We start from the raw sequence: 25,363 nt of genomic DNA on the forward strand, positions 1-25,363 counted from the left end.
ACCCGCTTTGCAAGGTTCCCCCATGAACTCTTCCACACACCGCAGCGCGCCGCCCAACGGCGCGCGCTGGCTGACCCAGGCGCTGGAGGCCGAAGGCGTCCGCACGCTGTTCGGCTATCCCGGTGGCACCATCATGCCGTTCTACGACGCGCTGGTGGATTCGTCGCTGAAGCACATCCTGGTACGCCATGAGCAGGGCGCGGCGCTGGCCGCCAACGGTTTCGCCCGCGCCAGCAACCAGGTGGGCGTCTGCGTGGCCACCTCCGGCCCGGGCGCGTCGAACCTGGTCACCGGCATCGCCGATGCGATGCTGGATTCGGTACCGATGGTCTGCATCACCGGCCAGGTCGGCACGCCGCTGCTGGGCACCGACGCCTTCCAGGAACTGGATGTGTTCGGCCTGACGATGCCGATCGTCAAGCACAGCTGGCTGGTTCGCAGCGTCGATGACCTGCCGCGCGTGGTGGCCGATGCGTTCCGGATCGCCCGCGAAGGTCGCCCCGGCCCGGTGCTGATCGACCTGCCCAAGGACGTGCAGCTGGCCGACGCCAGCCATCTGCCGGCGCATGCGCCCAGCAGCGTCGAACCACCGCCGGCGCCGGCCGAGGCCGCCATTGCCGAAGCCATTGCCGCGCTGGCCGCGGCCGAGAAGCCGGTGGTCTACGCCGGCGGTGGCATCGCGCTGGGTGATGCGGTGCAGGACCTGCGCGATTTCGTCGAGGCCAGTGCCATCCCCACCGTGATGACGCTGCGCGGCCTGGGTGCACTGCCGGCCAGCCATCCGCAGTCGCTGGGCATGCTGGGCATGCACGGCACCCGCGCGGCCAACATGGCGGTGCAGGAAAGCGACCTGCTGCTGGTGCTGGGCGCACGCTTCGACGACCGTGCCACCGGCAAGCTGGCGGAGTTCGCACCGTTCGCCCGTGTCGTCCACATCGATGCCGATGCGTACGAGATCTCCAAGCTGCGCAGTGCCGATGTCGCCGTGCCCGGCAATGTCGGCCATGCCATCCGCGCCCTGCGTGCGGCCTTCCCCTCCCCCAAGGCCCACCAGGAGGCGTGGCGCAAGCGCTGTGCACAGCACCGCGATCGCTTCGCCGCGCGCTACGACGCACCGGGCCAGCACATCTACGCGCCGGCCCTGCTGAAGCGCCTGAGCGAGCTGGCCCCGGCCGATGCGGTGATCGCCTGCGACGTTGGCCAGCACCAGATGTGGGTGGCCCAGCACTGCCGCTTCAACCACCCGCGCAATCACCTGACCAGTGGCGCGCTGGGCACCATGGGCTTTGGCCTGCCGGCCGCGATGGGTGCGCAGTTCGCCTGCCCCGATCGCACCGTGGTGCTGGTGTCCGGCGACGGCAGCTTCATGATGAACGTGCAGGAGCTGGCCACCATTGCCCGCTGCCGCCTGCCGGTGAAGATCGTGCTGCTGGACAACAGTTCGCTGGGCATGGTGCGGCAGTGGCAGGAGCTGTTCTTCGCCGAGCGCTACAGCGAGATCGACCTGTCCGACAACCCGGACTTCGTGGCGCTGGCGCAGGTGTTCGGCATTTCCGCCACCCGCATCGACGCGCGGGATGACGTCGAGGGTGGCCTGGCCGCGCTGCTGGCCGAACCCGGCCCGGCACTGCTGCACGTGGCCATCGATGCACGCGCCAACGTATGGCCGCTGGTGCCACCGAACACCGCCAACAGCACGATGCTGGAAAGCAACCCCGCCCATGCCCGCCAGGAGATCCCCAATGCACTACCGGCTTGACCTGGTGCTGCACCCGGCCGAAGGCGCGCTGTTGCGCGTGATCGGCATGGCCGAGCGCCGTGGCTTCGCGCCGCGTGCGATCAGCGGTGCGCCGGTGGCCGCCGACGATGGCCGCTGGCACCTGCAGCTGGTGGTGGATGGCCAGCGCCCGGCGGAAACGCTGTGCCGGCAGATCGAGAAGATCTACGACTGCGTGTCCGTGCAGGTCACCGCCGTGGAAGGAGCATCCGTATGAACACCCGTACCGTAGTGACCACGGTGCCGGTACGGAGGCGTCTTCTTCGCCGCCCGTGCCCGCATGCGGCGGTCGCCTGCACCCCGCTGGTGGCCCATGCCGGCCGCTGATGCCAGCCAGGAAAGCGATGTCGGCGACGTAAGCGTCGCCGACGTACTGGCGGCGCAGGCCCGGCTGCGCCGCTTCCTGCCGCCTACCCCGCTGCACCATGCCGAGCGCTTCGGCACCTGGCTGAAGCTGGAGAACCTGCAGCGCACCGGGTCCTACAAGGTGCGCGGCGCGTTGAACGCGCTGCTGGCCGGCCGCGAGCGCGGCGATACCCGGCCGGTGATCTGCGCCTCGGCCGGCAACCATGCCCAGGGCGTGGCGTGGGCGGCCTACCGCCTGGACGTCCCGGCCATCACCGTGATGCCGCATGGCGCACCGGCGACCAAGATCGCCGGCGTCGCTCACTGGGGCGCCACCGTGCGCCAGCATGGCACCAGCTATGACGAGGCCTACGCCTTCGCCGTCGAACTGGCACAGCGCCATGGCTACCGCTTCCTGTCCGCGTTCGACGACGCCGATGTGATTGCCGGCCAGGGTACGGTCGGCATCGAGCTGGCCGCGCACGCGCCGGACGTGGTGATCGTGCCGATCGGTGGTGGCGGACTGGCCTCCGGCGTTGCACTGGCGCTGAAATCACAGGGCGTGCGCGTGATCGGCGCCCAGGTGGAAGGCGTTGACTCAATGGCGCGCGCCATCCGCGGCGACGTGCGCGAGATCGCCCCCGTCGCCTCGCTGGCCGACGGCGTGCGGGTGAAGATCCCTGGATTCCTGACCCGACGCCTGTGCACCTCGCTGCTGGACGACGTGGTGATCGTGCGCGAAGCCGAACTGCGTGAAACCCTGGTCCGGCTGGCACTGGAAGAACACATCATCGCCGAGGGCGCCGGTGCGCTGGCGCTGGCAGCCGGCCGCCGTGTCGCTGGCCGCCGCAAGTGCGCGGTGGTGTCCGGCGGGAATATCGATGCGGGTGTCCTGGCCGGCCTGCTTACCGACATCCGGCCGCGCCCGCCGCGCAAACCACGGCGACGGCGTAGTGAAACCCCACGCTCGCCCGGCAAGGCCAGCGCCCTCGCGTCCCCCACCTCTTCCCCTTCCCCCCTGCAAGCCGCCGCACCCGCTGTCGAGGAGATTTCCCTGTGACCACCATCGAACGAATTACCACCCCGCGCATCCGCATCTTCGACACCACCCTGCGTGACGGCGAGCAGTCCCCCGGCTGCAGCATGAGCCCGCCGCAGAAGCTGGTGATGGCGCGTGCGCTGGACGAACTGGGCGTGGACATCATCGAGACCGGCTTCCCGGCCAGCTCGCAGTCCGACCGCGAGGCGATGGCCCTGATCGGCCGTGAGCTGCGCCGCCCGAGCCTGAGCCTGGCCGTGCTGTCGCGCTGCCTGCAGGCCGATATCGAAACCTCGGCGCGTGCCCTGGAAGCTGCGGCCAACCCGCGCCTGCACGTGTTCCTGTCCACCAGCCCGCTGCACCGCGAACACAAGCTGCGGATGACCCGCGAGCAGGTGCTGGAATCGGTACGCAAGCATGTATCGCTGGCACGCTCGTACATCGACGATGTCGAATTCTCGGCCGAGGATGCCACCCGCACCGAGCTGGACTACCTGATCGAGGTCTCGCGCGTGGCCATTGCCGCCGGCGCCACCACCATCAACCTGCCCGACACCGTCGGCTTCACCACGCCGGAAGAGATCCGCGCGATGTTCCAGCAGGTCATCGCCGGCGTCGCCGATGTGCCGAATGCCGCCAACGTGATCTTCAGCGCGCATTGCCACAACGACCTGGGCCTGGCCGTGGCCAACTCGCTGGCCGCCATCGAAGGCGGCGCGCGCCAGGTCGAGTGCACCATCAACGGCATCGGCGAGCGTGCCGGCAACTGTTCGCTGGAAGAGATCGCGATGGTGCTGAAGGTACGCCAGGCCTTCTACGAGCAGGACAGTTCGATCAACACCCCGCGCATCGTCGGCACTTCGCAGCTGCTGCAGCGCCTGGTCGGCATGCCGGTGCAGCGCAACAAGGCCATCGTCGGCGCCAATGCCTTCGCCCACGAATCGGGCATCCACCAGCACGGCATGCTGCGCCATCGCGGCACCTACGAAATCATGCGCCCGGAAGACGTGGGCTGGGAGGATTCGCAGATGGTGCTGGGCCGCCACAGTGGCCGCGCCGCCGTCGAAGCGAGGCTGCGCGCGCTGGGCTTCTGGCTGGACGAAGACGAACTGAAGCTGGTGTTCGAGCAGTTCAAGGGCCTGTGCGAACAGCAGCGCGTGGTGACCGATGCCGACCTGCAGGCGCTGATGCAGGGCGGCGGCTCCAACGCACAGGGCTACCGCCTGGCGTCGATGACCATCAGCGATGTCGGCAGCCGCGCCAACGCGCTGGTGGAACTGTCCGACCCCGACGGCAACCGCGTGGCCGAGACCGCGCAGGGCGACGGCCCGGTCGATGCGCTGTTCGGCGCGCTGTCGGCCGCCACCGGCGTACAGCTGATGCTGGACAGCTACCACGTGCACAGCGTGGGCATCGGCGCCGATGCGCGCGGCGAGGCCAACCTGAGCGTGCGCCACGACGGCGTGGAGTACGACGGCACCGGCACCAGCAAGGACATCATCGAAGCCTCCGCGCTGGCCTGGCTGGACGTGGCCAACCGCCTGCTGCGCCAGCGCCACGCCGCCGCCCACAGCAGCACCGACGTTCCCACCCCCGCAACCGCCTGAGGAACCCGAGATGAGCGCCTTCGACACTCCTACCGCAGCCGCTGGCCAGCAGTGGAACGCCCAGGACTATGCGATCGATGCCGGCTTCGTACCGTTGCTCGGTGGCGCGGTCGCGCGCCTGCTCGATCCGCGCGCCGGTGAGCGCATCCTCGACCTGGGCTGTGGCGACGGCGTGCTCAGCACCGAACTGGCCCTGAGCGGCGCGCGCATCCACGGCGTGGACGCGTCGCCGGAACTGGTGATCGCCGCCCGTGCACGTGGCGTCGACGCGCAGGTGATGGACGGCCACGCGTTGTCGTTCGACAGCGAGTTCGATGCGGTCTTCAGCAATGCCGCATTGCATTGGATGGGCAACCCGGACCGCGTGCTGGAAGGCGTGCGTCGCGCGCTGCGCCCCGGTGGCCGCTTCGTCGCCGAGTTCGGCGGCCATGGCAACGTGGCCACGATCGTCGCGGCGGTACAGGCCGCACGCGTGGCCCACGGCCATGGCGCCAGCACCTTCCAGTGGTACTTCCCGAGCGCCGATGCCTATGCCGACCGCCTGCGCCAGCATGGCTTCCAGGTGCAACTGACCGAATGCACGCCGCGCCCGACCCCACTGCCGACCGGCGTAGCCGGCTGGCTGCGGGTATTCGCCGCGCCGCTGCTGGATGACCTGCCCGCCGAGGCCCGCGCCACCGTGCGCGAGGCGGCCACCGCGTTGCTGGCCGACCTGCCACGCAATGCCGCCGGCCAGCCGCTGGCCGACTACGTGCGCCTGCGTGTGCTCGCCCGCCGTCGCTGACTTGACCGTTCCGCTTACTTTACTGATGTTCGCTATCTCGTACTTCTGCCAGGCATACGCATGACTTCCGCACCCCGCACCCTGTACGACAAACTGTGGGACGCCCACGTGGTGGTTCCCGAATCCGAGAGCGCGCCCGCCGTGCTGTACATCGACCTGCACCTGATCCACGAGGTGACCTCGCCACAGGCATTCACCGAACTGCGCGAGCGCGGCCTGGCGCCGCGCCGCCCGGACCGCACCAAGGCGACGATGGACCACTCCACGCCGACCTTGCCGGCTGCGGCCGACGGCACGCTGCCCTACGCCAGCGCCGCTTCCGAGGCACAGGTCGCCACCCTGGCGCGAAATTGCGCCGAGCACGGTATCGAACTGTTCGACATGGCCTCGGACAACCGCGGCATCGTCCACGTCATTGCGCCGGAACAGGGCTTCACCCAGCCGGGCATGACCATCGTCTGCGGTGACAGTCACACCTCCACCCACGGTGCATTCGGCTCGCTGGCCTTCGGCATCGGCACCAGCGAGGTCGGCCACGTGCTGGCCACGCAGTGCCTGCTGCAGCGCAAGGCCAAGACCTTCGCGATCACCGTTGACGGTGCGCTGGCACCCGGCGTCGGCGCCAAGGATGTGGTCCTGCACATCATCGGCGTGATCGGCGTCAACGGCGGCACCGGCCACGTGATCGAGTTCCGTGGCAGCACCATCGAAGCGATGGACATGGAACAGCGCATGACCCTGTGCAACATGTCGATCGAAGCAGGTGCACGCGCCGGCATGGTCGCGCCCGACCAGGTCACCTTCGACTTCGTCGCCGCTACGCCGCGCGGCCCCAAGGGCGCCGACTTCGACGCTGCCGTGGCGCGCTGGCAACAGCTGCGCAGCGATGATGGCGCGCGCTTCGACAGCGAAGTGCACATCGACGCCGCCGACATCCGCCCGACCCTGACCTGGGGAACGCATCCGGGTACCGCGATCGCCGTGGATGCGCCGATTCCCGCCGCCAACGATGCCGCCGCACAGAAGGGCCTGGACTACATGCACTTCCAGGCCGGCAAGGCGCTGGCGGGCACACCGGTGGACGTAGTGTTCGTTGGTTCGTGCACCAACGGCCGCCTGAGCGACATGCGCGAAGTCGCACAGGTGCTGCGCGGCCGTCGTGTCGCCGAGCGCGTGCGCATGCTGGTGGTACCGGGCTCGGAGATCGTCAAGCGCGAGGCCGAGGCCGAGGGCATCCACGAGATCGTGCGCGCGGCCGGTGCCGAATGGCGCGAGCCGGGCTGCTCGATGTGCATCGCGATGAACGGCGATCTGGTCGCCCCCGGCCAGCTGGCCGTGAGCACCAGCAACCGCAATTTCGAAGGCCGCCAGGGCCCCGGTTCGCGCACGCTGCTGGCCTCGCCGATGAGCGCCGCATGGGCGGCGGTGAACGGGCACGTCGCAGATACCCGCGAACTGTTCGCACAGGAGGTGGCGTGATGGCCGGTTTCCGTACCCTGACCTCGGCCAGCGTGGTGCTGCGCCAGACCAACATCGACACCGACCAGATCATCCCGGCGCGGTTCCTGTCCACCACCGAGCGTGCCGGGCTGGGTCGCAACGCGTTCAACGACTGGCGCTGGCAAGCTGATGGTTCGCCGGTGGCCGACTTCGCCTTCAACCAACCGCACAACGCCGGCCGCAGCATCCTGCTGGCGGGCCGCAATTTCGGTTGCGGCTCGTCGCGCGAACACGCTCCCTGGGCACTGACCGACCTGGGCCTGCGTGCCATCGTCAGCAGCGAGATCGCGGACATCTTCCGCGGCAACGCGCTGAAGAACGGCCTGCTGCCGATCGTGCTGGACGAGGCCGACGTGCAGGCGCTGATGCAGCGCCCGGACGATGCGCTGACCATCGACGTGGCTGCGCGCGAACTGCGCACCCCCGATGGCCGCGTCTATTCCTTCCCGCTGGATGGCTTCTCGCAGACCTGCCTGCTGGAAGGCGTCGACCAGTTGGGGTATCTGCTGGGCCGTGTCCCTGAAATCGAACGTTACGAGAGTGAGCATGCACGCTGAAATTGTTGTCCTGCCCGGTGATGGCATCGGCCCGGAAGTGGCCGCCGCGGCAGTTGCCGTCCTGAAGGCGGTCGCCGGACGCTTCAACCACACCTTCACCTTCAGCGAGCACGACATCGGTGGCATTGCCATCGACCGCCACGGTGAACCGCTGCCGGCGTCGACCCTCGCCGCCTGCCAGGCCGCCAATGCGGTGCTGCTGGGCGCGGTCGGCGGCCCGAAGTGGTCCGACCCGAACGCCAAGGTGCGCCCGGAACAGGGCCTGCTGGCGATCCGCAAGGCGCTGGGCCTGTATGCGAACCTGCGCCCGGTGCGTACCCACGAGGCCGCGCTGCACGCCTCGCCGATCAAGGCCGAGCTGCTGCAGGGCGTGGACTTCGTGGTGGTGCGTGAACTGACCGGCGGCATCTACTTCGGCGACAAGACCCGCGACGCCGACAGCGCCAGCGACCTGTGCCGCTACACCGTGGCCGAAATCGAGCGCGTGCTGCGCAGCGCCTTCCGCCTGGCCCAGCAGCGTCGCGGCAAGGTCACTTCGGTGGACAAGGCCAATGTGCTGGAAACCTCGCGCCTGTGGCGCGACGTGGCCGCACGCATCGGCCGCGAGGAGTTCCCGGACGTGGCGCTGGAGCACCAGTTGGTCGACTCGATGGCCATGCACCTGCTGGCCAAGCCACGCGAGTACGACGTGATCGTCACCGAGAACATGTTCGGCGACATCCTCACCGATGAGGCCTCGATGCTGGCCGGTTCGCTGGGCCTGCTGCCGTCGGCCTCGCTGGGCGAGCCGGGTGCGGTGGGCATTTACGAGCCCATCCACGGTTCGGCCCCGGACATCGCCGGCAAGGGCATTGCCAATCCGTACGCGACAATCTTCAGCGCCGCGATGCTGCTGCGCCATTCGCTGGGGCTGGAGGCCGAAGCGGCAGCCGTGGAAGCCGCCGTGCATGCGGTGCTGGATGACGGCGTGTTCACTGCTGATCTGGCTGCGAAGGGCAAGGCGGTGAGCACCGCGGCAGCGACCGACGCGGTGCTGGCGAAGCTGGGCTGATCCGGTAGCGCCACGCCATGCGTGGCGCGCTTCCCGTCGGATATCGTGCGCAGCCCCCCCATGGGGTGGCTCTACTGGTAGACCCACGCCATGCGTGGCTGCGTTACTTGGTGGTGTACCCACCATTGACCAGGATCGTCTGCCCGGTCATCCACCAGCCATCCGTCACCAGGAAGCGGATCCACGGCACGATATCGGCGATGTCGGTCAGCCCGGTGCGGGTGAACGCCGACAACGCCGCCGCAGTCTTGTGATACGCCTGCGCATCGGCGCTCTCGGCCGGATAGAAGAACGGCGTGTCCATCGGACCGGGACCGATCGCGGTCACCGAAATGCCGCGCTCGCCGAACTCCTTCGACGCCGCGCGGGTGAAGTGCTCGACCGGCGCCTTGGTGCCGGCGTAGCTGGAATAGAACGGCGTGAACGCACCCAGCAGCGAGGTGACCAGGGTGCAGATGCGGCCACCGTCATTGACGTGGCGACCTGCCTCCTTCAGGAAGAAGAACGCGGCCTTGGCATTGACCGCGCTCATCTCGTCGTACTCCACTTCGCTGATGTCCAGCAGCGGTTTCTTCAATACCTTGCCGACCGTATTGATGGCGATGTCGGGACGGCCGACTGCGGCCACGGCATCGGCGAACAAGCGCTCCATCGCTGCCGCCGAGGTCAGGTCGCCCTGCAGGGCCACCGCCTTGCTGCCGGCGGCCTGCACCGCGGCTACCGTCGCTTCTGCGTCGGGCTGGGTAGCGGCACTGTTGTAGTGGATGACGATGGCTTTGGCGCCCTGTGCGGCGAAGTCGCGGGCGATCAGGCCACCCAGGTTCTTGGCGCCACCGGCGATCAGCACGGTCTTGCCCTTGAGGGAATGCTCGGTCATGGCTTCGGTCTCGGGAGGGGGCTGCCCGGGGTGGCAACCCTGCCCTGACGACGATATCGTGCAGAAAATGCGGATAAAGCCCGCCACTTTGACTTAACTTTCCAGATCCAGCGAACAATGGACCGGATCGATCGCTTCCGCATCTTCACCCGGGTCGTGGAGTGCGCCAGCTTCACGCGCGCCGCCGACCAGTTGGGCCTGCCCCGTTCCACGGTCTCGGCAGCCATTGCGGAGCTGGAGCAGCGGCTCGGCACCCGCCTGCTGCAGCGCTCGACCCGCCGGGTGTCCACCACCCACGACGGCGACGTGTTCCATGCGCGCTGCCTGCGCCTGATCGCGGAGGTCGAAGACGCCGAATCGCTGTTCCTCCAGGTCGACGCCCAGCCGTCGGGCCTGCTGAAGATCGACGTACCCAGCCGCATCGGCCGCCGCATCATCGCACCGGCGCTGCCCGGGTTCTTCGCGCAGTATCCGCAGGTGGAAGTCGACCTGGGCATGACCGACCGCGCGGTGAACCTGATCGAAGACGGTTGCGATGCGGTGCTGCGGGTCGGCCAACTGGGCGATTCCAGCCTGGTGGCGCGCACGCTGGGCCAACTGGATTTTGTCAACGTTGCGGCGCCGGCCTACCTGCGCGAACACGGCGTGCCGCAGCATCCTGCCGACCTGCCGCAGCACCGCGCGGTGAACTACGCGTCGCCGACCACGGCACGGGTGGAACCGTGGGAGTGGCAGGACGGCGGCCAACTGCGCACGCTGCCGATGCCTGGCTGGGTGCGTGTGAACAGCGCCGAGGCATCGATTGCGTGCTGTGTGGCGGGGTTGGGTCTTTTGCAGATTCCGCGCTACGACGTACAGGCCGAGCTGCAATCCGGCGCGCTGGTGGAGGTGATGCCACAGCACGTCGCACAGCCATTGCCGGTCACCCTGCTGCAGCCGCATCGGCAGCACCGTGCGCTGCGCGTGCAGGTGTTCATCGAATGGTTGCTGCCGGTGCTACGGATCGGTCTGCAGCTGCAGTAGATCCACGCCCTGCGTGGATGCATGCATCCGTGCCAACCAAGGTTGGCACCTACCGAGCGATGGCGAATCGCAGTAGATCCACGCCATGCGTGGATGACGGAGCCTGGAAATCCGCAGCCACCCATGGGGTGGCTCTACTGGAAGATGTGCCAGCCAGGGTTGGCACCTACCAGGGGCCGCGGCCGCAGAACCCGGGGCATCACGCCCCGGATTCATCGGGCTTCACCCGGAACCACGCCGCGTACAACGCCGGCAGGAACACCAGGGTCAGCACCGTACCGACGATCAGGCCGCCCATGATCGAGATCGCCATCGATCCGTAGAACGCGCTGCGCGACAGCGGAATCATCGCCAGCACGGCTGCCAGTGCGGTCAGCACGATCGGGCGGAAGCGGCGCACCGTGGCGTCGATGATCGAATGCCAACGGTCATGCCCGGCATCGATGTCCTGCTGGATCTGGTCGATCAGGATCACCGAGTTGCGCATGATCATGCCGGCCAGTGCGATCGTGCCCAGCAGCGCGACGAAGCCGAACGGCGCCCGGAACAGCAGCAGGAACAGGGTCGCACCGATGATGCCCAGCGGCGCGGTCACCAGCACCATCGCTGCGCGCGAGAAGCTGCGCAGCTGCAGCATCAGCAGCGTGGCCACCACCACCAGGAACAGCGGCATGCCCGCCTTGATCGAGTTCTGGCCACGCGCCGAATCCTCCACGGTACCGCCGGTTTCCAGCAGGTAACCACTGGGCAGCTCGGCACGGATGCCGTCCAGTGTGGGCAGGATCTGATGCACCACGTCCAGCGCCTGCATGCCATCACTGATGTCGGCGCGCACAGTCACCGTCGGCAACCGGTTACGGTGCCAGATGATGCCGTCCTCGAAGCCGTACTCCATCGTCGCCACCTGCGACAGCGTGATGCTGCCACCGTTGGCGGTGGGCATCGACAGGCTGGACAGCAGCTCCAGCTGGTTGCGCTCATCGGCCGGCCCGCGCAGCAGCATCTCGATCTGGCGATTGCCCTCGCGATACACGCTGACCGATTGCCCGGCCAACGAACTGGACAGGAACTGGCTGACCTGGGCGCTGCTCACGCCCAGCGCGCGGGCGCGCTCCTGGTCGACCACCAGGCGCACCACCTTGCTCGGCTCGCTCCAGTCCAGGTTGACGTTCATCACGTGCGGGTTCTCCCGCACCTTGGCCTCGACCTGGCGCGCGATCGCCTGCACCTTCTCGATGTGCTCGCCGGAGATGCGCATCTGCACCGGATAGCCGACCGGCGGGCCGTTCTCCAGGCGGGTCACGCGCATCTGCACGTCCGGGAACTTCGGGATCACCTCGTGCAGCAGCCAGTCGCGGGTGCTTTCGCGTGACCTGATGTCCTTGGCCAGCACCACGAACTGGGCGAAGTTGGTCGCCGGCAGCTGCTGGTCCAGCGGCAGGTAGAAGCGCGGCGAACCGGTGCCCACATAGGACACGTAGTTGGCAATGCCCTCGCGGCTGGACAGCAGCTTCTCCAGCTTCTCGGCCTGGGCCTGGGTCGAGCGCAGCGAGGCGCCCTCGGCCAGCTCGATGTCCACCATCAGTTCCGGCCGGGTCGAGTCCGGGAAGAACTGCTGCGGCACGAAGCGGAACATCATCAGCGAGAACACGAACAGGCCGATGGTCGCCGCGATCACCCACCAGCGATGCCGCAGGCAGGTATCGAGGAAGCGACGGAAACTACGATAGAACGGGCGCTGGTACGGATCGTGGTCGTGCCCGTGCTGCGGCGGCGCGATCAGGTTGGCCAGCGCCGGATAGCGGTCGGCCCACTGCTGGCGCTTGGCGTGCCAGCGCGCGGACAGGCTGCCCGGCTTCGGCGGCTGCGGATTGAACAGGTCCGGCAGCATCTTGTCGCCCAGGTAAGGGATGAACAGCACCGCTGCGATCCACGACACCACCAGCGCGATGGTCACCACCTGGAACAGCGAGCGGGTGTATTCACCGGTACTCGATGCCGCAGTGGCAATGGGCAGGAAGCCGGCCGCGGTGATCAGGGTGCCGGTCAGCATCGGGAAAGCGGTCGACTCCCAGGCGAAACTGGCGGCGCGCAGGCGGTCGTAGCCCTGCTCCATCTTGGTGGCCATCATCTCCACCGCGATGATCGCATCATCCACCAGCAGGCCCAGCGCCAGCACCAATGCACCCAGCGAGATCTTGTGCAGGCCGATGTCGAAGTAGTGCATGACGAAGAAGGTCATCGCCAGCACCAGCGGGATGGTCACGCCCACCACCAGGCCGGTGCGCAGGCCCAGCGAGAAGAAGCTGACCAGCAGCACGATCACCACCGCCTCGGTCAGCACCTGCACGAACTCGCCGACCGACTCTTCCACCGATTGCGGCTGGTCGGACACCTTGCGCAGCTGCATGCCGGCCGGCAGGGTCTTCTGCAGGCGTTCGAACTCGGCATCGAGGTTGGCGCCGAGCTTGAGGATGTCACCGCCATCCTTCATCGCCACCGCCAGGCCGATCGCCTCTTCGCCCATGAAGCGCATCTTCGGCGACGCCGGATCGGCGAAGCCGCGCTTGACCTCGGCGATGTCGCCCAGGTGCACGGTGCGGTCACCGGCGCGGATCGGGAACTGACGGATCGCTTCGATGTCGTTGAACTGGCCGGTCACCCGCAGCTGCACCCGATCGGTGGCGGTCTCGAAGAAGCTGGTGCCGGTCACTGCATTCTGGTCGGCCAGCGCCTGCTGCACCTGCTGCATCGACACGCCCAGCGTGGCCAGCCGGGTGTTGGACAGTTCGATCCACACCTTCTCGTCCTGCAGGCCGACCAGGTCGATCTTGCCGACGTCGGGCACCCGCTGCAGTTCCAGCTGGATGCGGTCGGCGTAGTCGCGCATCACCGCATAGTCGAAGCCCTTGCCGGTCAACGCATAGATGTTGCCGTAGGTGTCGCCGAACTCATCGTTGAAGAACGGACCGACGATCTCGCGTGGCAGCGTCGGGCGGATGTCGCCCACGCGCTTGCGCACCTGGTACCACAGGTCCGGGATCTGCCTGGAGCGCAGGCTGTCGCGCGCCATGAAGATGATCTGCGATTCGCCCGGACGCGAGTACGAGCGGATGAACTCGTACTCGCCGGTATTCATCAGCGCCTTCTCGAGCGGCTCGGTCACCTGCCGCGAGACCTGCTCGGCAGTGGCCCCGGGCCACAATGTGCGCACCACCATCGCCTTGAAGGTGAACGGCGGGTCCTCGGACTGGCCCAGATGCTTGTACGACCATGCGCCGATCAGCGCGAAGGCCAGCATCGCAAACAGCACCAGCGGGCGGTTGGACAACGCCCACTCGGAAAGATTGAAGCGGCGCACCGGCTTACTCCCTGGCCTTGGCGGCAGCGGCCGGCGTAGCCGGCTTCAGCACGGGACGGTTCTGCCGGTCCACGGCGATCACCGGCTGACCGGCCCGCAGCAGGTGGCCACCCGCAGCAACTACCCAGTCCCCCCCGCTCACGCCCGACAGTACCGGTACCGTCTCGCTGCCAAACACACCGGTGGTAACCGTTGCGGCCCTCAGCGTGCTGTTGGCTGGATCGACCACCCATACGCTGGCGGCACCGTTGACACCGCGCTGCAGCGCGCCGAGCGGCAGCTGCAGGGTGCCGTGGCGACCGGCGCTGCTGTAGACGCGGGCACTCTGGCCCAGTTCGACGTCGGCCAGCGCATCGGCCGGCAGGCTGACCCGGGTCGCATAGGTGCGAGCCTGCGGATCGGCAGCGGCGGCAATCTCCCGGATCGTGCCCGGCAGGCGCTGGCCGGGGCGGTTCCACAACTCCACCTCGACCGGCTGGCCCACCGCATAGTCGCGGATGGTGGCCTCGGGCAGGTCGATCAGCACTTCGCGGCCACCGTCGGCAGCCAGGTTGAAGATGGTCTGCCCGGCGGACACCACCTGCCCGGCCTCGGCCTCGCGGCTGGCGATCACACCGTCGGCTGGCGCGCGCAGCTGTGCGTAGCCGGCCTGGTTGCGCAACACATCGAGGTTGGCGCGGGCGGCGTTGGCCTGGCCCTGCGCGGCCTTGAACGCGGCGGACTGCTGGTCCAGCTGCGAGCGGCTGACCAGCTGCTGGTCGGCCAGCACCTGGTAACGCTTGAGGTCATCGCGGGCACGCACCAGATCGGCTTCGGCTGCCGCCAGCTGCGCCTGCGAGGCACGGGCCTGCAGCGCGAAGTCGGCCACGTCCAGCTCGGCCAGCACGTCGCCCTTCTTCACCCGTTGCCCGGCATCGACGTGGCGCTTGACCAGGTTGCCGCCAACGCGGAACGACAGCGGGCTTTCCTGCCGGGCACGCACCGTGCCCGGGAACGCCGCCGGCGCCTGCCCGGCCTGCTCGCCGGGGTGAACCACCAGCACCGGTACGGCCGCCGGTGGCGCCTGTTCCTGCCCCGAACAGGCTGCCAGCGCAGCCATCCACACCATACCGCCCATCCAGCGCACGATCTTCATCGGTCAACGTCCTGAAACGCAGGGTTGCAACTAAGGAGGGAGCCGCGACTGCCGGCCCAATTTAATAAACCGGCCGGTATAGTATAAATATCGAACCGCTTGGTCTAGTATTGTTGCGATGAGTTCTCCCACTTCCCGCAAGCCGTCGGCCAAGCCCGCTGCCAAGGCCGCCGGACCCGGGCGCCCCAAGGACCTCGGCAAGCGCGCGGCGATCCTTGAAGCAGCCAAGGCACTGTTCATCGAACAGGGGTATACCGGCGTGAGCATGGACACCATCGCCGCTCAGGCCGGCGTCTCGAAGCTGACTGTGTACAGCCACTTTGGCGACAAGGAGACGCTGTTCTCCGAGGCGGTGCAGTCAAAGTGCGTTGAAATGCTGCCCGACGCGTTGTTCGTAGCCGACGCGGACGGCCCGCTGCGCGACCAGCTGATCGGTATCGGCCTGGCCTTCTTCGAGCTGATCACCTCCGACGCGGCGATCTCGATCCAGCGCATGATGATGGCGCCGGAGACCGACGAACGCCTGCGCGCGCTGTTCTGGAAAGCCGGCCCCGAGCGTACCTGCGAGGCGCTGGCCGATTTCCTGCGCGCCCGCGCCGAACGCGGCGAACTGGAGATCACCGACTGTGCTCTGGCCGGCGAGCAGTTCCTGACCCTGGTCAAGGGCGAAGTGCACATGCATATGATGTGCGGCATGCCACTGTCGCCCGTGGAATGCGACCCTGTTGCCCACGTGACCGCCAGCATCGACTTCTTCCTGCGCGCCTACGCGCCGCGAGGGGCCGGAACGGCTGAATAACCAAAACTGAACGAACCGGAGGTCGCGATGACTTCCGGCACTGCGACCCCGGCCCCCGGCAGCTGATGCTCTGGGCGCGCCGCCGGCCTCCGGCACCGGTAAAATGGCCGGCCCACTGCGCTGGATTTGAACCTCATGACGATTGATTACGCCCACGCCCGCGAACTGATGGTGGAACAGCAGATCCGTCCCTGGGACGTGCTGGACATCAAGGTGCTCGACGTCCTGGCTCGCCTGCCGCGCGAGGCCTTTGTCGCCGACGCGCACCGGGCACTGGCCTACGCCGATGTCGAACTGCCGATCGGCCACGGCCAGAAGATGATGAAGCCGGTCATCGAGGGCCGTACCCTGCAGGCACTGGACCTGCAGCCGGGTGACGAAGTACTGGAAATCGGCACGGGCAGCGGCTTCCTGTCGGCCTGCATCGGCGCGCTGGCGCGCGATGTGCTGAGCCTGGAAATCGACCCGGAGCTGGCCGCCGCTGCGCGTGCCCGCCTGGACGCCTCCGGCCTGGGCAGCAACGTCCGCGTGGAAGTGGCCGATGCCCTGTCCTGGCAGACCGAACGCCGCTTTGACGTGATCTGTGTCACTGGTGCGGTCGACGTGGTGCCGTCACAGTTCGCCTCGTGGCTGCGTCCGGGTGGCCGCCTGTTCGTGATCCACGGCCGCTCGCCGGCGATGGAGGCCCTGCTGGTCAAGGCCGACGGCAGCTCCGAGTCGCTGTTCGAGACCGATATCGATTACCTGCGTGGTGCCGCCCCGGCCCCCCAGTTCCACCTCTGAGTCCAAGGAAGCCGCAATGATCCGCCGATCCCTCGCTGTTGCGCTGGCCACTGCCCTGCTGCCGTTGTCCGCCCATGCCGCCGACCTGCTGCAGGTCTACGAAATGGCCCGCAACGGCGATCCGCAGCTGTCGGCCGCCGAATCGACCCGGCTGTACGACAAGGAAGGCGCCGTGCAGGCGCGTGCCGCCCTGCTGCCGCAGATCAACGGCCAGGCCGCGCTGAACCGCACGCGCAGCGAGCCGAACGCCGACGCCAACTCCGGCTCGTTCACCAACAAGCGCCGCACCTACACGATCGACGGCAGCCAGACGCTGTTCAACTGGACCCAGATCAATAACCTGCGCTCGCAGCGTGAGCTGAGCAAGGCGGCGGACTTCACCCTCGAATCGGCCAACGACAACCTGATCGTGCGCACCTCGGCGGCCTACTTCAATGTGCTGGTGGCGATCGAATCGCTGAACGCCGCACAGACCAATGAAGCGGCCGCGAAGAAGCAGTTCGACTTCGCCGACAAGCGCCTGGAAGTGGGCCTGGCGCCGATCACCGACGTGCACGAAGCACGCGCCCAGTACGACCAGGCGCGCGCCAACACCATCATCGCGCAGAACACCCTGGCCGATAACTACCAGGCCCTGACCGAACTGACCGGCCAGCCGGTGACCAACCTGCGTGGCCTGCCGGCGGACTTCCGCCCGGAAGTGCCGGCCAACCGCGGCAACATCGACGAGCTGGTGCAGCAGGCCACCACCCAGAATCCGGCGCTGAAGGCGCAGGAGCTGAAGGTCAGTGCCGCCGAAGCCGGCGTGCAGGCTGCCCGTGGTGGTCATTACCCGACCCTGTCGCTGGGCGGCAGCTGGGGCAAGAGCGCCACCTGGGGCGACAGCACCGGTGCCGGCTCGCTGTCGCCGGATGCGCGCACCAACAGCATCGGCCTGACCCTGAGCGTGCCGATCTTCTCCGGTGGTGCCACCCAGTCCGGCGTGCGCCAGGCGCTGGCGCAGCGTGACATCGCCCAGGACGGCTACGAGCAGCAGAAGCGTGCCCTGGATCGCAATACCCGCAATGCCTACCAGACCCTGGTGCAGGGCATCAGCGAAGTGGAAGCCCGCCGCCTGGCGGTGGTTTCGGCGCAGAGCGCGTACGACGCCTCGCAGGTGGGCCTGGAAGTCGGTACCCGTACCGTGCTGGATGTGATCCAGAACCAGCGCATCCTGTTCTCGGCGCAGCTGGACTATGCCCAGGCCCGCTACACCTTCCTGCAGAACCGCCTGCTGCTGAGCCAGTCGCTGGGTGCGCTGGACGTGGCCGAACTGCAGGACGTCAATCGGCTGCTGACCCAGGACGCGGGCAACCCGGCCACGACCACGCACTGAGTCGCCGCCCCTGCAACGAAAAAGCCACCCGCGAGGGTGGCTTTTTTGCAGGTGCTGCATCCACACACGCGCCCCCCCCCCCCCGGCGTGGCCCCACGAACCGTCAGCCCGGCCACGCGCGCAGGCGTTCCAACGCCGCAAGCACGCACAGCGCGGCTGCCAAAGGGGCCAGCATCGACATCATCAGCCCGCAGCCGGCTGCGCCTTGCCGGGTGTCATCCCGACGCCGCCGCAGCACCGCCAGGCACAGCGCCGCCATCACCGCCAGCGTTGCCGGACCCGGCAGCGCCGGCAAGGTGCCCTGCGGCAGCCACAACACCAGCATCACCGCCGGCAGCGCAACCACCATTGCGCTCAGGCGCGTGCGGGATCGTCCCGCCGCGTCAGCTGCGCGGAGCCACAACGATGTGGCCAACCGGACGGCCAGCATCAGCAGCACCAACTGCAGGGCGGCCAGGCCCGCTGCCCCGGCCAGGGGCAACAATGGCAGCATCCACTGCAGCTCGGGGTGCACCTGCAGCGCCACCGCCAGTGGCCGGGTACTGGCGAGCGCGGAAAACTCGACCAGCCCGGCCTGCAATGCTGCCAGCACGATCAGCAGCAGCATCGCCAGCAACGAGACCAGCGCCAGCACCGCCGGCTGCCACATCGCGCCCTGGCGGCGCAGCGCAGGAAAGCCCAGTGCCAGGCCCACGCTGGCAAATATGCCCAGCAGCGGCACCGCAGCCGCCAGCACGCCCCCCAGCCCGAAGCGATACGGCGCGGTCGCCGGAGGCAGCCAGGGAATCCAATGCCCGTAGTGCACGTGACGTGCCGCCAGCGCCAGCAGCAACACCCCCACACCGATCTTCACCGTCAGCAGCGCACAGGCCGCCAGGGCCACACCCCGCGGCGGCAGCAACGCGAGCGCGCTCAACGTCAGCAGGCCCACGGCCGCCGCTATCTGCACGGGCAGCCAGTCGTTGGCATGGAGGCCTCCGGTAGCCAGCACCGCATGTACATGGCGGGCCATGGACTGTGCCGCGCCCGCTGTGGTCGCCGTCAGCTCAAGCAACAGGATCGTGCCCAGAACGACGGCCACCCGTGGCCCCCAGCTGGCGGCCAGCAGCCCGTACAGGCCATCGGCCGCCGGCAGTCGCAGCACCAGATCCTGCAGGCAGCACAGCACCAGGCCAGCCCCCAGTGCGGCCAGCAACAGGCTCAGTACGATGGCGGGGCCCGCCTGTGCCGCCGTGTGCTGGCCCACCAGCGCGATCACGCTGCCGCCCACCAGCAGCGTCAGTGCCACCACAGCCAGGTGGTCCATCCCCAAGCGCGCCCCACCGGTGCCGTCCCTGCCCCTGTCGCCGTCCATCGCAAGTTCCCTTGATATCCGCCCAAGCGCGGTCGACAGCAGGCTGGCAGCCTGCGTCGTCCTGCGGAATCGGAATCGGTGCTGCGTGCGCCACGATGTGATGGCAGGCACGCTGCCATCGGCAGGGTCGGTCCAGCAACGACAGAAAAATCGTCGCTAAGCAGAATTGATGAAGTTGATCACGACAACGCAGCGCAGCGCCGCCGACGCCGCAACGCCGGGATCACTCGCGTGGCGGTGGCAGGTGCGGTGCGACCAGCGCAAGCGTGCGCTGCAGCGCGCCACGGCCATTGCTGACCAACGTGCAGCCCGCACGCGCCATGTCTTCGCGGGCCTGCGCATCTTCAAGCAGATGCTGCAGCAGGTCGCCCACCGCCTGCGCATCTTCGCCGATCAGCAGCGCACCGGCCTCGCGCATGCGCCGGGAGATTTCCGCGAAGTTGTGCAGGTGCGGGCCGGTCACCGCCGCGGTTCCCATCGCAGCGGGCTCCAGCAGGTTGTGGCCACCGATGGCCTGCAGGCTGCCGCCGACGAAGGCGACCTGGGCGCAGGCGTAGAACGGCATCAGCTCGCCGAGGGTATCGATGACGAACACGTCTGTGGCGGCGTGCGGCCACTGGTCCACGCGGCGGGTCGCCACGCTCCAGCCCTGTTCGCGCGCCAGCGCTTCCACCTTGGGGAAACGTTCGGGATGGCGCGGTGCCCACAGCAGCAGCAGATCCGGATGCTGCTGGCGCAGGCGGCGGTGCAGGTCGATCACCGCCTGCTCTTCGCCGTCATGGGTACTGGCGGCGATCCATACCGGGCGCGCGCCCGGCACCCGTGCATGGAACTGTTCGACGAAGCCCTGCACGTCCGGCGTGGTGATGTCGAACTTCAGGTTGCCCAGTGCCTGCACCTGGCCGGGCTCCGCCCCCAGCTGCACGAAGCGCTCGGCATCGTCCTGCGACTGCGCGGCCACGCAGGTGACGGTGCGCAGGGCGCGGCGGATCAATGCGGCCAGCAGCCGGTAGCCGCGCAGCGAACGCGCCGACAAGCGGGCATTGAGGATGTAGACCGGAACACCACGGTCACGGCAGCCGAACAGCATGTTCGGCCACAACTCGGTTTCCAGGATCAGCGCCAGGCTGGGCTGGAAATGGCCGAGGAAGCGGTTGACGCTGCCCGGCACGTCGTACGGCAGGTAGACATGGTCCAGCGCGTCGCCCCAGAGCGCACGCACGCGCTCGGAGCCGGTCGGAGTGATGGTGGTGATGACCCAGCGGATGTCCGGGCGCTGCTGGCGCAGGGCATTGACCAGCGGCGCGGCGGCATTGACCTCGCCCACCGAGACCGCGTGCAGCCACACCCGTGGCTGGCCGGTCGGCTGCGGATAGGAGGCGTAGCGTTCGTCCCAGCGCCGGAAGTACTCACGGACCCGGAAACCGCGCCAGACCAGGTGGTACACGGTGATCGGCAGCAGGATATAGAGCACGACCGAGTACAGGCCGCGCAGGATCCATTCGACAGGGTCTTTACGCATGCGGCAAGGATACGGGAGCCCCCCGGGAAAGACACGCGGCCGCCTTGGTAGAATGGCCCCATGTCAGATGCCTCCACCGCCGTCCGCCCGTCGCTGCGCGATCCGCGCAACTGGCCGATGTTCGCCGCCATGTTCGGCGCCTTCGCCATCGCCCGCCTGCCGTGGATGCTGCAGCGCGCGCTGGGCCGGGGCGTCGGCTGGATCACCTGGCGCCTGCTCGGCAGCCGCCGCCGCGCCGCCGAGGTCAACCTGCAGCTGTGCTTCCCCGAGAAGGACGAAGCGTGGCGGCAGCGCCTGGTGCGCGACAGTTTCGATGCGCTGGGCGTCGGCGTGTTCGAGTGCATCCGCGCCTGGTGGGGCAGCATCGACAGCATCCGCCCGCAGGTACGGGTCGAAGGCCTGGAACACCTGCGGCAGATGCAGGCCGAAGGCCGCGGCGTCCTGCTTGTCTCCGGCCACTTCATGACCCTGGAGATGTGCGGCCGCCTGCTGTGCGACTACGTCGATCTTTCCGGCATGTACCGCAAGCACAAGAACCCGGTGTACGAGTGGGCGGTCAAGTTCGGCCGCCTGCGCTATGCCAAGGCGATGTTCGCCAACGAGGACATCCGCGCGACCGTGCGCCACCTGAAGAAGGGCGGTTTCCTCTGGTACGCGCCAGACCAGGACATGCGAGGCAAGGACACGGTATTCGTGCCGTTCTTCGGCCACACCGCTTCGACCATCACCGCCACCCATCAGCTGGCGCGCATGACCGGCTGTGCGGTGATTCCGTACTTCCACCGGCGCGAAGGCGGAAAGTACTTCCTGAAGATCGGCGCGCCGCTGGAGAACTTCCCCAGCGAGGATGTGGAAGCCGATACCACCCGGGTCAACCAGGCCATCGAAGCGATGGTGCGAGAGGCTCCCGACCAGTACCTGTGGATCCACCGCCGCTTCAAGCGCCAGCCCGGCGGCCGGAGTGATTTCTACAAATAGCGGTGCGGCGGGAGGGTTTCATCCACGCATGGCGTGGATTTGATGACGCGGAGCATTCTGAAGTAGATCCACGCCATGCGTGGATGCTCTACATCCGGATGGCGGCACCTACAACGGCCAACGGCACCATGCGTGCGGGTACTCACCCAACGTGCTGGCCAGGCCCGCACGGACCGGATTGGCCATGATGTACATCGCCTTCTCATGAAGGGATTCATCGCTGCGTACGGCGTGATCGTGGTAACCGCGCTGCCACAGCGGCCCTTGTCGCTCCAATCGCCGGTTCAACAGACGGCTGCTGCGTGATTTGAGCAGGGCCATACACTCGGCCAGGGTTCCTCCGCGCAGCTCCATCAGCCAGTGCAGATGGTCGGGCATGACCACCCAGGCGAGGCTATGGCTGAAGCCCTTGCGCTCTACGAAGCGCAGTGTGTCGATAAGGATCGCAACGTTTGCCGCATCGGCGAACAACGGTTCGCGGCCGAGGGTTGCTGTGGTCAATGAGTACACGTTGCCGGATCGGGAATACCGACCGTAGCGAAGTCTGGGGCTGGCCATGCCTCCAGCGTGCGATACGCATGGAAACACCGGTAGTGGTGGTTGACCGGTATTCGCGTCGGGAATGCTCCATCCACGCATGGCGTGGATCTACCAAAGCACGCTCCGTTCGGTACATGCAGTAGAGCCGCGCCATGCGTGGATGGACGATCAGAGCACCGTCGGCGTGTCGTCCGCGTCCCGCGCCAGCAGGCTGCCGGCGAACAGGGCTGCCAGCAGCACCGTCAGGCCACCCCAGAAAGCGGAATAGAACGCCAGGTGCGTATTGAGCGGGAACACCGTGACCGCCAGCGCCAGCATCGCCGGCCGGGCGCGATCACGCGCAGCCGCCGGGGCATAGCGCCAGGCCCGCCAGGCCTGCGCCACCGCCGCCAACCACAGCAGCAGGCCCAGAACGCCGGTCTCGGCAAGGATTTCCAGCACGATCTGGTGGGCGTGCAACGCCGGTTGGTTGCCCCACACGGCGGGGCCCTCATCTGACACGCAGGCCGGATACGCATCGCGGAAGCCGCGCGCACCGACACCGTTGACCGGATGCTCCTCGATCATGCACACCGCCGCGGTCCAGATGCGCGCGCGCCCCGAAAGCGCCTCGTCAACGCCCTGCCCGTCTTCGTTCCATGCCTGCGCCGTGCGCGCGACACGCTCGCGCAGCTGCGGCACGCCCGCTGTCAGTGCGGCCGTACCCAGCGCTGCCACCAGGGCCAGCAGCAGCAGCCGCTTCCAGCCGAACTGGCGCACGCCGCTGTAGGCCAGCACCAGCACGAAGGTGATCCACGAGGCGCGCGAACCTGCCAGCAGCAGCACGCACCCCAGTGTTGCAGCGGCCAGCAGCCACCCTGCATTGCCGAAACGCCGCGCCATCGGCAGCAGCAGGAACGGTGACAGGCTGGCCAGCACCTGGCCGAATTTCAGATTGCAGGGCCCAAGCGCGCCACTGAGGCGGTCGGCCAGTGCGGCTTCGTCGGCCGGGCACAACGCGTGGCCACTCACGGCCAGCTTCAGGTGTTCCAGCGACCAGAACCACGGGCTGGTGCCAGCCAGCGCCTGCACCAGCGCGTCCAGCGTCCACACGCCGGTGATCAGCGCCAGGCCACCGAAGGTCAAGCGCCGCCGTTCCGGCGTGGCCACCGCGATCGCCACCAGCCACATGAAGGGCAGGTAGCGCAGTCCGGCGGCCGCCTTGGTCCACGAGGCCGAAGGGTCGATCGCATCGATGGCCGAAATCGCCTGCGGCAGCCAGTAGCCGAGGAACAGGATCGAGGTCAGCGCCCACGCCGCCGTGCTCAACAGGTGCGGGCGGCGCTGCAGCCGGCGCATCACCATGCGCGCGGCAGCATAGACCGCGCCAAGGCCCAGCACGGTTTCGGCAATGCCCGGCAGCGGCCACATCGCCACGTACGCCAGCACCCACCAGGGCGCCCAGCGCCCGGCACGGTCGTCGCGCACGATGGCAGCGGGGTCAGCCGGCGAGATCGGCATAGAGGCGGAGGGTGTCGCGCTGCATGGCCTGCAGGGTAAACGGGATGCGGGTCGGCAGGGACGGCGGCTGCGCCAGCAGGGCCAGCGCACGTTCACCCAGCGCGTGCGCGTCGCCCAGCGGCACCGCACCGCTGGGCTGCAGCTGCTGCAGCAGTTCGCCGACGCCACCGTGGTCCCAGCCCAGCACCGGGCGGCCGACCGACAGCGCCTCGAGCACGGTGCGGCCAAAGGCTTCCGGCTTGTCCGACAGCTGCAGCACCAGATCGCTGGCGGCGTAGGCCTGGGCGATGCGGACGGTAGGCGTGCTGATCTGTACGGCCTCGGCCACGCCCAGCGCCGCGGCCTGGCGGCGCAGGCCAGCCACGTAGGCCTCGCGCCCGGGTTCGTCGGTGCCCAGCATCCACAGCTGGGCAGGCACGCCGGCGGCACGCACGTCGGCCAGCAGCTGCAGCGCGTGGGCGTGGCCCTTCAGCCGGGTGCCGCGCCCCGGCAGCAGCAGCAGCGGGCCCTCAACCTGCGCCAGCCAAGGGTAGTCGGCCGCCAGGGCCAGCCGCGGGCGGCGGTCGGCGCGCGCCACGCGCGGGAACTGGTTGACGTCGACACCTCTCGGTACGACCCGCAGTTTTTCTTCCGGCACCGTCGGGTAATGGCGTTGCACGTAGGCACGCACGGTGTTGGACACGCAGATCACGCGTTCGCCACTGGTCATCACCGCGCTGTAGCGGCTGGGTGAGTTCAACCCGTGCACGGTGGTCACCCAATGCGGGCGCTGTGCGGCGGGCATGGCGCGGATCGCGTACAGGCCCAACCAGGCCGGCAGCCGCGAACGGGCATGCACGATGTCCGCACCAACTTCGGCAAACAGCCGGCGCAGGGTCGGCAGATGGCGCAGGGTCAGCAGCGACTTGCGGCCGATATCCAGGGTGAGGTGCTCGGCACCGCTGTCCAGCAGCGGCTGCACCAGGCGGCCGCCGGCAGACACCACCAGCGCGCGATGGCCGGCGGCAACCAGGGCCGCAGCGATTTCCAGGGTCGAGCGCTCGACACCACCGGAGTGCAGCGCCGGCAGCAACTGCACCACGGTCAATCGGCGCATCGAAGGGGCCGCCGTTTAGTCGGCCAGCACGAACACGGACCCGCAGTACGGGCACTGCGCTTCGCCGTTGGGCTCGTCCTCGATCGGCAGGTACACGCGCGGATGCGAGTTCCACAGCGCCATTTCCGGGGTCGGGCAGCTCAACGGCAGATCGCTGCGGTGCACGGTGTAGCGCTTCTCGGCGTTGGCGGGCGCGGTGGCGGTATGGCTCATGGCGGATTCGGTGAACGGGTTGCGAGGCCTGTGATTCTAGCATCTGGGCCGCAACGACATTGCCCCGCAACGGGCCTTTGCACGCCGCCGCTGATGCCTCGCATCTCCCCGCCGCACGCCGGGCGGCGGTGATTCCGGGGATTTCGC

Annotated in this window: 22 protein-coding genes; 13 read left to right on the forward strand and 9 right to left on the reverse strand. The window is 68.2% G+C overall.

The genetic code is table 11. The features are described 5' to 3' along the window. Window positions 1-22 precede the first annotated feature (22 nt). The 8 genes from ilvG (at window position 23) to leuB (ending at window position 8,660) form a co-directional block, all read left to right on the forward strand. On the forward strand, window positions 23-1,759 hold the full coding sequence (ilvG, locus tag ACUDTM_RS09150; RefSeq protein ID WP_069139240.1) for an acetolactate synthase 2 catalytic subunit: 1,737 nt from the start codon (window positions 23-25) through the stop codon (window positions 1,757-1,759). After that, the gene (locus tag ACUDTM_RS09155) at window positions 1,743-1,994 is read left to right on the forward strand and encodes an ACT domain-containing protein (RefSeq protein WP_005419108.1); all 252 of its coding nucleotides are present in this window, start codon (window positions 1,743-1,745) and stop codon (window positions 1,992-1,994) included. Before ilvG ends, ACUDTM_RS09155 begins: the two co-directional genes overlap by 17 nt. 96 nt (window positions 1,995-2,090) lie before the next feature. After that, window positions 2,091-3,182 carry a threonine dehydratase gene (locus ACUDTM_RS09160; RefSeq protein WP_053499063.1) on the forward strand — a complete coding sequence of 364 codons (1,092 nt, stop codon included), beginning with the start codon at window positions 2,091-2,093 and terminating at the stop codon, window positions 3,180-3,182. Further along, window positions 3,179-4,768, forward strand: a complete 1,590-nt coding sequence (locus tag ACUDTM_RS09165) for a 2-isopropylmalate synthase (protein WP_188240625.1) — start codon at window positions 3,179-3,181, stop codon at window positions 4,766-4,768. Before ACUDTM_RS09160 ends, ACUDTM_RS09165 begins: the two co-directional genes overlap by 4 nt. Before the next feature lie 10 nt (window positions 4,769-4,778). Continuing rightward, the gene (locus ACUDTM_RS09170) at window positions 4,779-5,552 is read left to right on the forward strand and encodes a class I SAM-dependent methyltransferase (protein WP_072167588.1); all 774 of its coding nucleotides are present in this window, start codon (window positions 4,779-4,781) and stop codon (window positions 5,550-5,552) included. A gap of 60 nt (window positions 5,553-5,612) precedes the next feature. Then, entirely contained in the window at window positions 5,613-7,031 is a 1,419-nt protein-coding gene (gene leuC, locus ACUDTM_RS09175; protein WP_072167589.1) for a 3-isopropylmalate dehydratase large subunit, read from the forward strand. Continuing rightward, a complete protein-coding gene (leuD, locus tag ACUDTM_RS09180; RefSeq protein WP_021202144.1) occupies window positions 7,031-7,609 on the forward strand; it encodes a 3-isopropylmalate dehydratase small subunit in 579 nt (192 codons plus the stop codon). The genes leuC and leuD overlap by 1 nt, the downstream gene beginning before the upstream one ends. Next, window positions 7,599-8,660, forward strand: coding sequence for a 3-isopropylmalate dehydrogenase (leuB, locus tag ACUDTM_RS09185; RefSeq protein ID WP_088496830.1), 1,062 nt, complete (start codon window positions 7,599-7,601; stop codon window positions 8,658-8,660). The genes leuD and leuB overlap by 11 nt, the downstream gene beginning before the upstream one ends. Before the next feature lie 103 nt (window positions 8,661-8,763). Here the strand turns inward: leuB and ACUDTM_RS09190 are convergent, their stop codons facing one another. Next, window positions 8,764-9,537, reverse strand: coding sequence for an SDR family oxidoreductase (locus ACUDTM_RS09190; protein ID WP_072167591.1), 774 nt, complete (start codon window positions 9,535-9,537; stop codon window positions 8,764-8,766). Between the two features lie 117 nt (window positions 9,538-9,654). Between ACUDTM_RS09190 and ACUDTM_RS09195 the strand changes: the two genes are divergently transcribed. Further along, window positions 9,655-10,560 (forward strand): LysR family transcriptional regulator, encoded by a 906-nt coding sequence (locus ACUDTM_RS09195; RefSeq protein ID WP_088497411.1) that lies wholly within the window; start codon window positions 9,655-9,657, stop codon window positions 10,558-10,560. Window positions 10,561-10,759: 199 nt separating this feature from the next. Here the strand turns inward: ACUDTM_RS09195 and ACUDTM_RS09200 are convergent, their stop codons facing one another. Together ACUDTM_RS09200 and ACUDTM_RS09205 are read right to left on the reverse strand one after the other, a co-directional pair. Further along, window positions 10,760-13,921 carry an efflux RND transporter permease subunit gene (locus ACUDTM_RS09200; protein WP_061479563.1) on the reverse strand — a complete coding sequence of 1,054 codons (3,162 nt, stop codon included), beginning with the start codon at window positions 13,919-13,921 and terminating at the stop codon, window positions 10,760-10,762. 4 nt (window positions 13,922-13,925) lie between these two features. Then, window positions 13,926-15,056 carry an efflux RND transporter periplasmic adaptor subunit gene (locus ACUDTM_RS09205; protein ID WP_088497410.1) on the reverse strand — a complete coding sequence of 377 codons (1,131 nt, stop codon included), beginning with the start codon at window positions 15,054-15,056 and terminating at the stop codon, window positions 13,926-13,928. Window positions 15,057-15,174: 118 nt separating this feature from the next. On the opposite strand from ACUDTM_RS09205, the gene ACUDTM_RS09210 reads away from it, so the two are divergent. From ACUDTM_RS09210 to ACUDTM_RS09220, 3 genes are all read left to right on the forward strand, one after another. Beyond that, entirely contained in the window at window positions 15,175-15,855 is a 681-nt protein-coding gene (locus tag ACUDTM_RS09210; protein ID WP_072167595.1) for a TetR/AcrR family transcriptional regulator, read from the forward strand. Between the two features lie 135 nt (window positions 15,856-15,990). Next, a complete protein-coding gene (locus tag ACUDTM_RS09215) occupies window positions 15,991-16,638 on the forward strand; it encodes a protein-L-isoaspartate O-methyltransferase family protein (RefSeq protein ID WP_049416694.1) in 648 nt (215 codons plus the stop codon). Between the two features lie 16 nt (window positions 16,639-16,654). Next, window positions 16,655-18,013 (forward strand): TolC family outer membrane protein, encoded by a 1,359-nt coding sequence (locus tag ACUDTM_RS09220; protein ID WP_005419128.1) that lies wholly within the window; start codon window positions 16,655-16,657, stop codon window positions 18,011-18,013. Window positions 18,014-18,116: 103 nt separating this feature from the next. Here the strand turns inward: ACUDTM_RS09220 and ACUDTM_RS09225 are convergent, their stop codons facing one another. Both ACUDTM_RS09225 and waaA read right to left on the reverse strand, forming a co-directional pair. Further along, on the reverse strand, window positions 18,117-19,319 hold the full coding sequence (locus ACUDTM_RS09225; protein WP_409349621.1) for an amino acid transporter: 1,203 nt from the start codon (window positions 19,317-19,319) through the stop codon (window positions 18,117-18,119). 271 nt (window positions 19,320-19,590) lie between these two features. Further along, a complete protein-coding gene (gene waaA / locus ACUDTM_RS09230; protein WP_065178339.1) occupies window positions 19,591-20,889 on the reverse strand; it encodes a lipid IV(A) 3-deoxy-D-manno-octulosonic acid transferase in 1,299 nt (432 codons plus the stop codon). 60 nt (window positions 20,890-20,949) lie between these two features. Here waaA and ACUDTM_RS09235 point away from each other — a divergent pair, with 60 nt between their 5' ends. Further along, window positions 20,950-21,867 (forward strand): LpxL/LpxP family Kdo(2)-lipid IV(A) lauroyl/palmitoleoyl acyltransferase, encoded by a 918-nt coding sequence (locus ACUDTM_RS09235; RefSeq protein WP_061479569.1) that lies wholly within the window; start codon window positions 20,950-20,952, stop codon window positions 21,865-21,867. A 108-nt stretch (window positions 21,868-21,975) separates the two neighbouring features. Here the strand turns inward: ACUDTM_RS09235 and ACUDTM_RS09240 are convergent, their stop codons facing one another. The 4 genes from ACUDTM_RS09240 to ACUDTM_RS09255 form a co-directional block, all read right to left on the reverse strand. Next, window positions 21,976-22,425, reverse strand: coding sequence for an REP-associated tyrosine transposase (locus ACUDTM_RS09240; RefSeq protein WP_072167598.1), 450 nt, complete (start codon window positions 22,423-22,425; stop codon window positions 21,976-21,978). A 150-nt stretch (window positions 22,426-22,575) separates the two neighbouring features. Beyond that, window positions 22,576-23,907: an O-antigen ligase family protein gene (locus ACUDTM_RS09245; protein ID WP_072167599.1), complete on the reverse strand. Its 1,332-nt coding sequence runs from the start codon at window positions 23,905-23,907 to the stop codon at window positions 22,576-22,578. Then, complete coding sequence (locus ACUDTM_RS09250) at window positions 23,888-25,003, reverse strand: glycosyltransferase (protein ID WP_061479571.1); 1,116 nt, start codon at window positions 25,001-25,003, stop codon at window positions 23,888-23,890. Before ACUDTM_RS09250 ends, ACUDTM_RS09245 begins: the two co-directional genes overlap by 20 nt. Window positions 25,004-25,018: 15 nt before the next feature. Next, window positions 25,019-25,216 (reverse strand): zinc-finger domain-containing protein, encoded by a 198-nt coding sequence (locus ACUDTM_RS09255; RefSeq protein WP_005410967.1) that lies wholly within the window; start codon window positions 25,214-25,216, stop codon window positions 25,019-25,021. Between the last annotated feature and the right edge of the window lie 147 nt (window positions 25,217-25,363).

It is taken from the genome of Stenotrophomonas maltophilia group sp. vghtpe118, assembly GCF_052605195.1.

Excerpts from the sequence above, each read along its gene's own strand:
- ilvG (WP_069139240.1), top strand. The coding sequence starts at position 23 with ATGAACTCTTCCACACACCGCAGCGCGCCGCCCAACGGCGCGCGCTGG.
- ACUDTM_RS09155 (WP_005419108.1), top strand. The coding sequence starts at position 1,743 with ATGCACTACCGGCTTGACCTGGTGCTGCACCCGGCCGAAGGCGCGCTG.
- ACUDTM_RS09160 (WP_053499063.1), top strand. The coding sequence starts at position 2,091 with ATGCCGGCCGCTGATGCCAGCCAGGAAAGCGATGTCGGCGACGTAAGC.
- ACUDTM_RS09170 (WP_072167588.1), top strand. The coding sequence starts at position 4,779 with ATGAGCGCCTTCGACACTCCTACCGCAGCCGCTGGCCAGCAGTGGAAC.
- leuC (WP_072167589.1), top strand. The coding sequence starts at position 5,613 with ATGACTTCCGCACCCCGCACCCTGTACGACAAACTGTGGGACGCCCAC.
- leuD (WP_021202144.1), top strand. The coding sequence starts at position 7,031 with ATGGCCGGTTTCCGTACCCTGACCTCGGCCAGCGTGGTGCTGCGCCAG.
- leuB (WP_088496830.1), top strand. The coding sequence starts at position 7,599 with ATGCACGCTGAAATTGTTGTCCTGCCCGGTGATGGCATCGGCCCGGAA.
- ACUDTM_RS09190 (WP_072167591.1), bottom strand. The coding sequence starts at position 9,537 with ATGACCGAGCATTCCCTCAAGGGCAAGACCGTGCTGATCGCCGGTGGC.
- ACUDTM_RS09195 (WP_088497411.1), top strand. The coding sequence starts at position 9,655 with ATGGACCGGATCGATCGCTTCCGCATCTTCACCCGGGTCGTGGAGTGC.
- ACUDTM_RS09205 (WP_088497410.1), bottom strand. The coding sequence starts at position 15,056 with ATGAAGATCGTGCGCTGGATGGGCGGTATGGTGTGGATGGCTGCGCTG.
- ACUDTM_RS09210 (WP_072167595.1), top strand. The coding sequence starts at position 15,175 with ATGAGTTCTCCCACTTCCCGCAAGCCGTCGGCCAAGCCCGCTGCCAAG.
- ACUDTM_RS09215 (WP_049416694.1), top strand. The coding sequence starts at position 15,991 with ATGACGATTGATTACGCCCACGCCCGCGAACTGATGGTGGAACAGCAG.
- ACUDTM_RS09220 (WP_005419128.1), top strand. The coding sequence starts at position 16,655 with ATGATCCGCCGATCCCTCGCTGTTGCGCTGGCCACTGCCCTGCTGCCG.
- ACUDTM_RS09225 (WP_409349621.1), bottom strand. The coding sequence starts at position 19,319 with ATGGACCACCTGGCTGTGGTGGCACTGACGCTGCTGGTGGGCGGCAGC.
- waaA (WP_065178339.1), bottom strand. The coding sequence starts at position 20,889 with ATGCGTAAAGACCCTGTCGAATGGATCCTGCGCGGCCTGTACTCGGTC.
- ACUDTM_RS09235 (WP_061479569.1), top strand. The coding sequence starts at position 20,950 with ATGTCAGATGCCTCCACCGCCGTCCGCCCGTCGCTGCGCGATCCGCGC.
- ACUDTM_RS09240 (WP_072167598.1), bottom strand. The coding sequence starts at position 22,425 with ATGGCCAGCCCCAGACTTCGCTACGGTCGGTATTCCCGATCCGGCAAC.
- ACUDTM_RS09245 (WP_072167599.1), bottom strand. The coding sequence starts at position 23,907 with ATGCCGATCTCGCCGGCTGACCCCGCTGCCATCGTGCGCGACGACCGT.
- ACUDTM_RS09250 (WP_061479571.1), bottom strand. The coding sequence starts at position 25,003 with ATGCGCCGATTGACCGTGGTGCAGTTGCTGCCGGCGCTGCACTCCGGT.
- ACUDTM_RS09255 (WP_005410967.1), bottom strand. The coding sequence starts at position 25,216 with ATGAGCCATACCGCCACCGCGCCCGCCAACGCCGAGAAGCGCTACACC.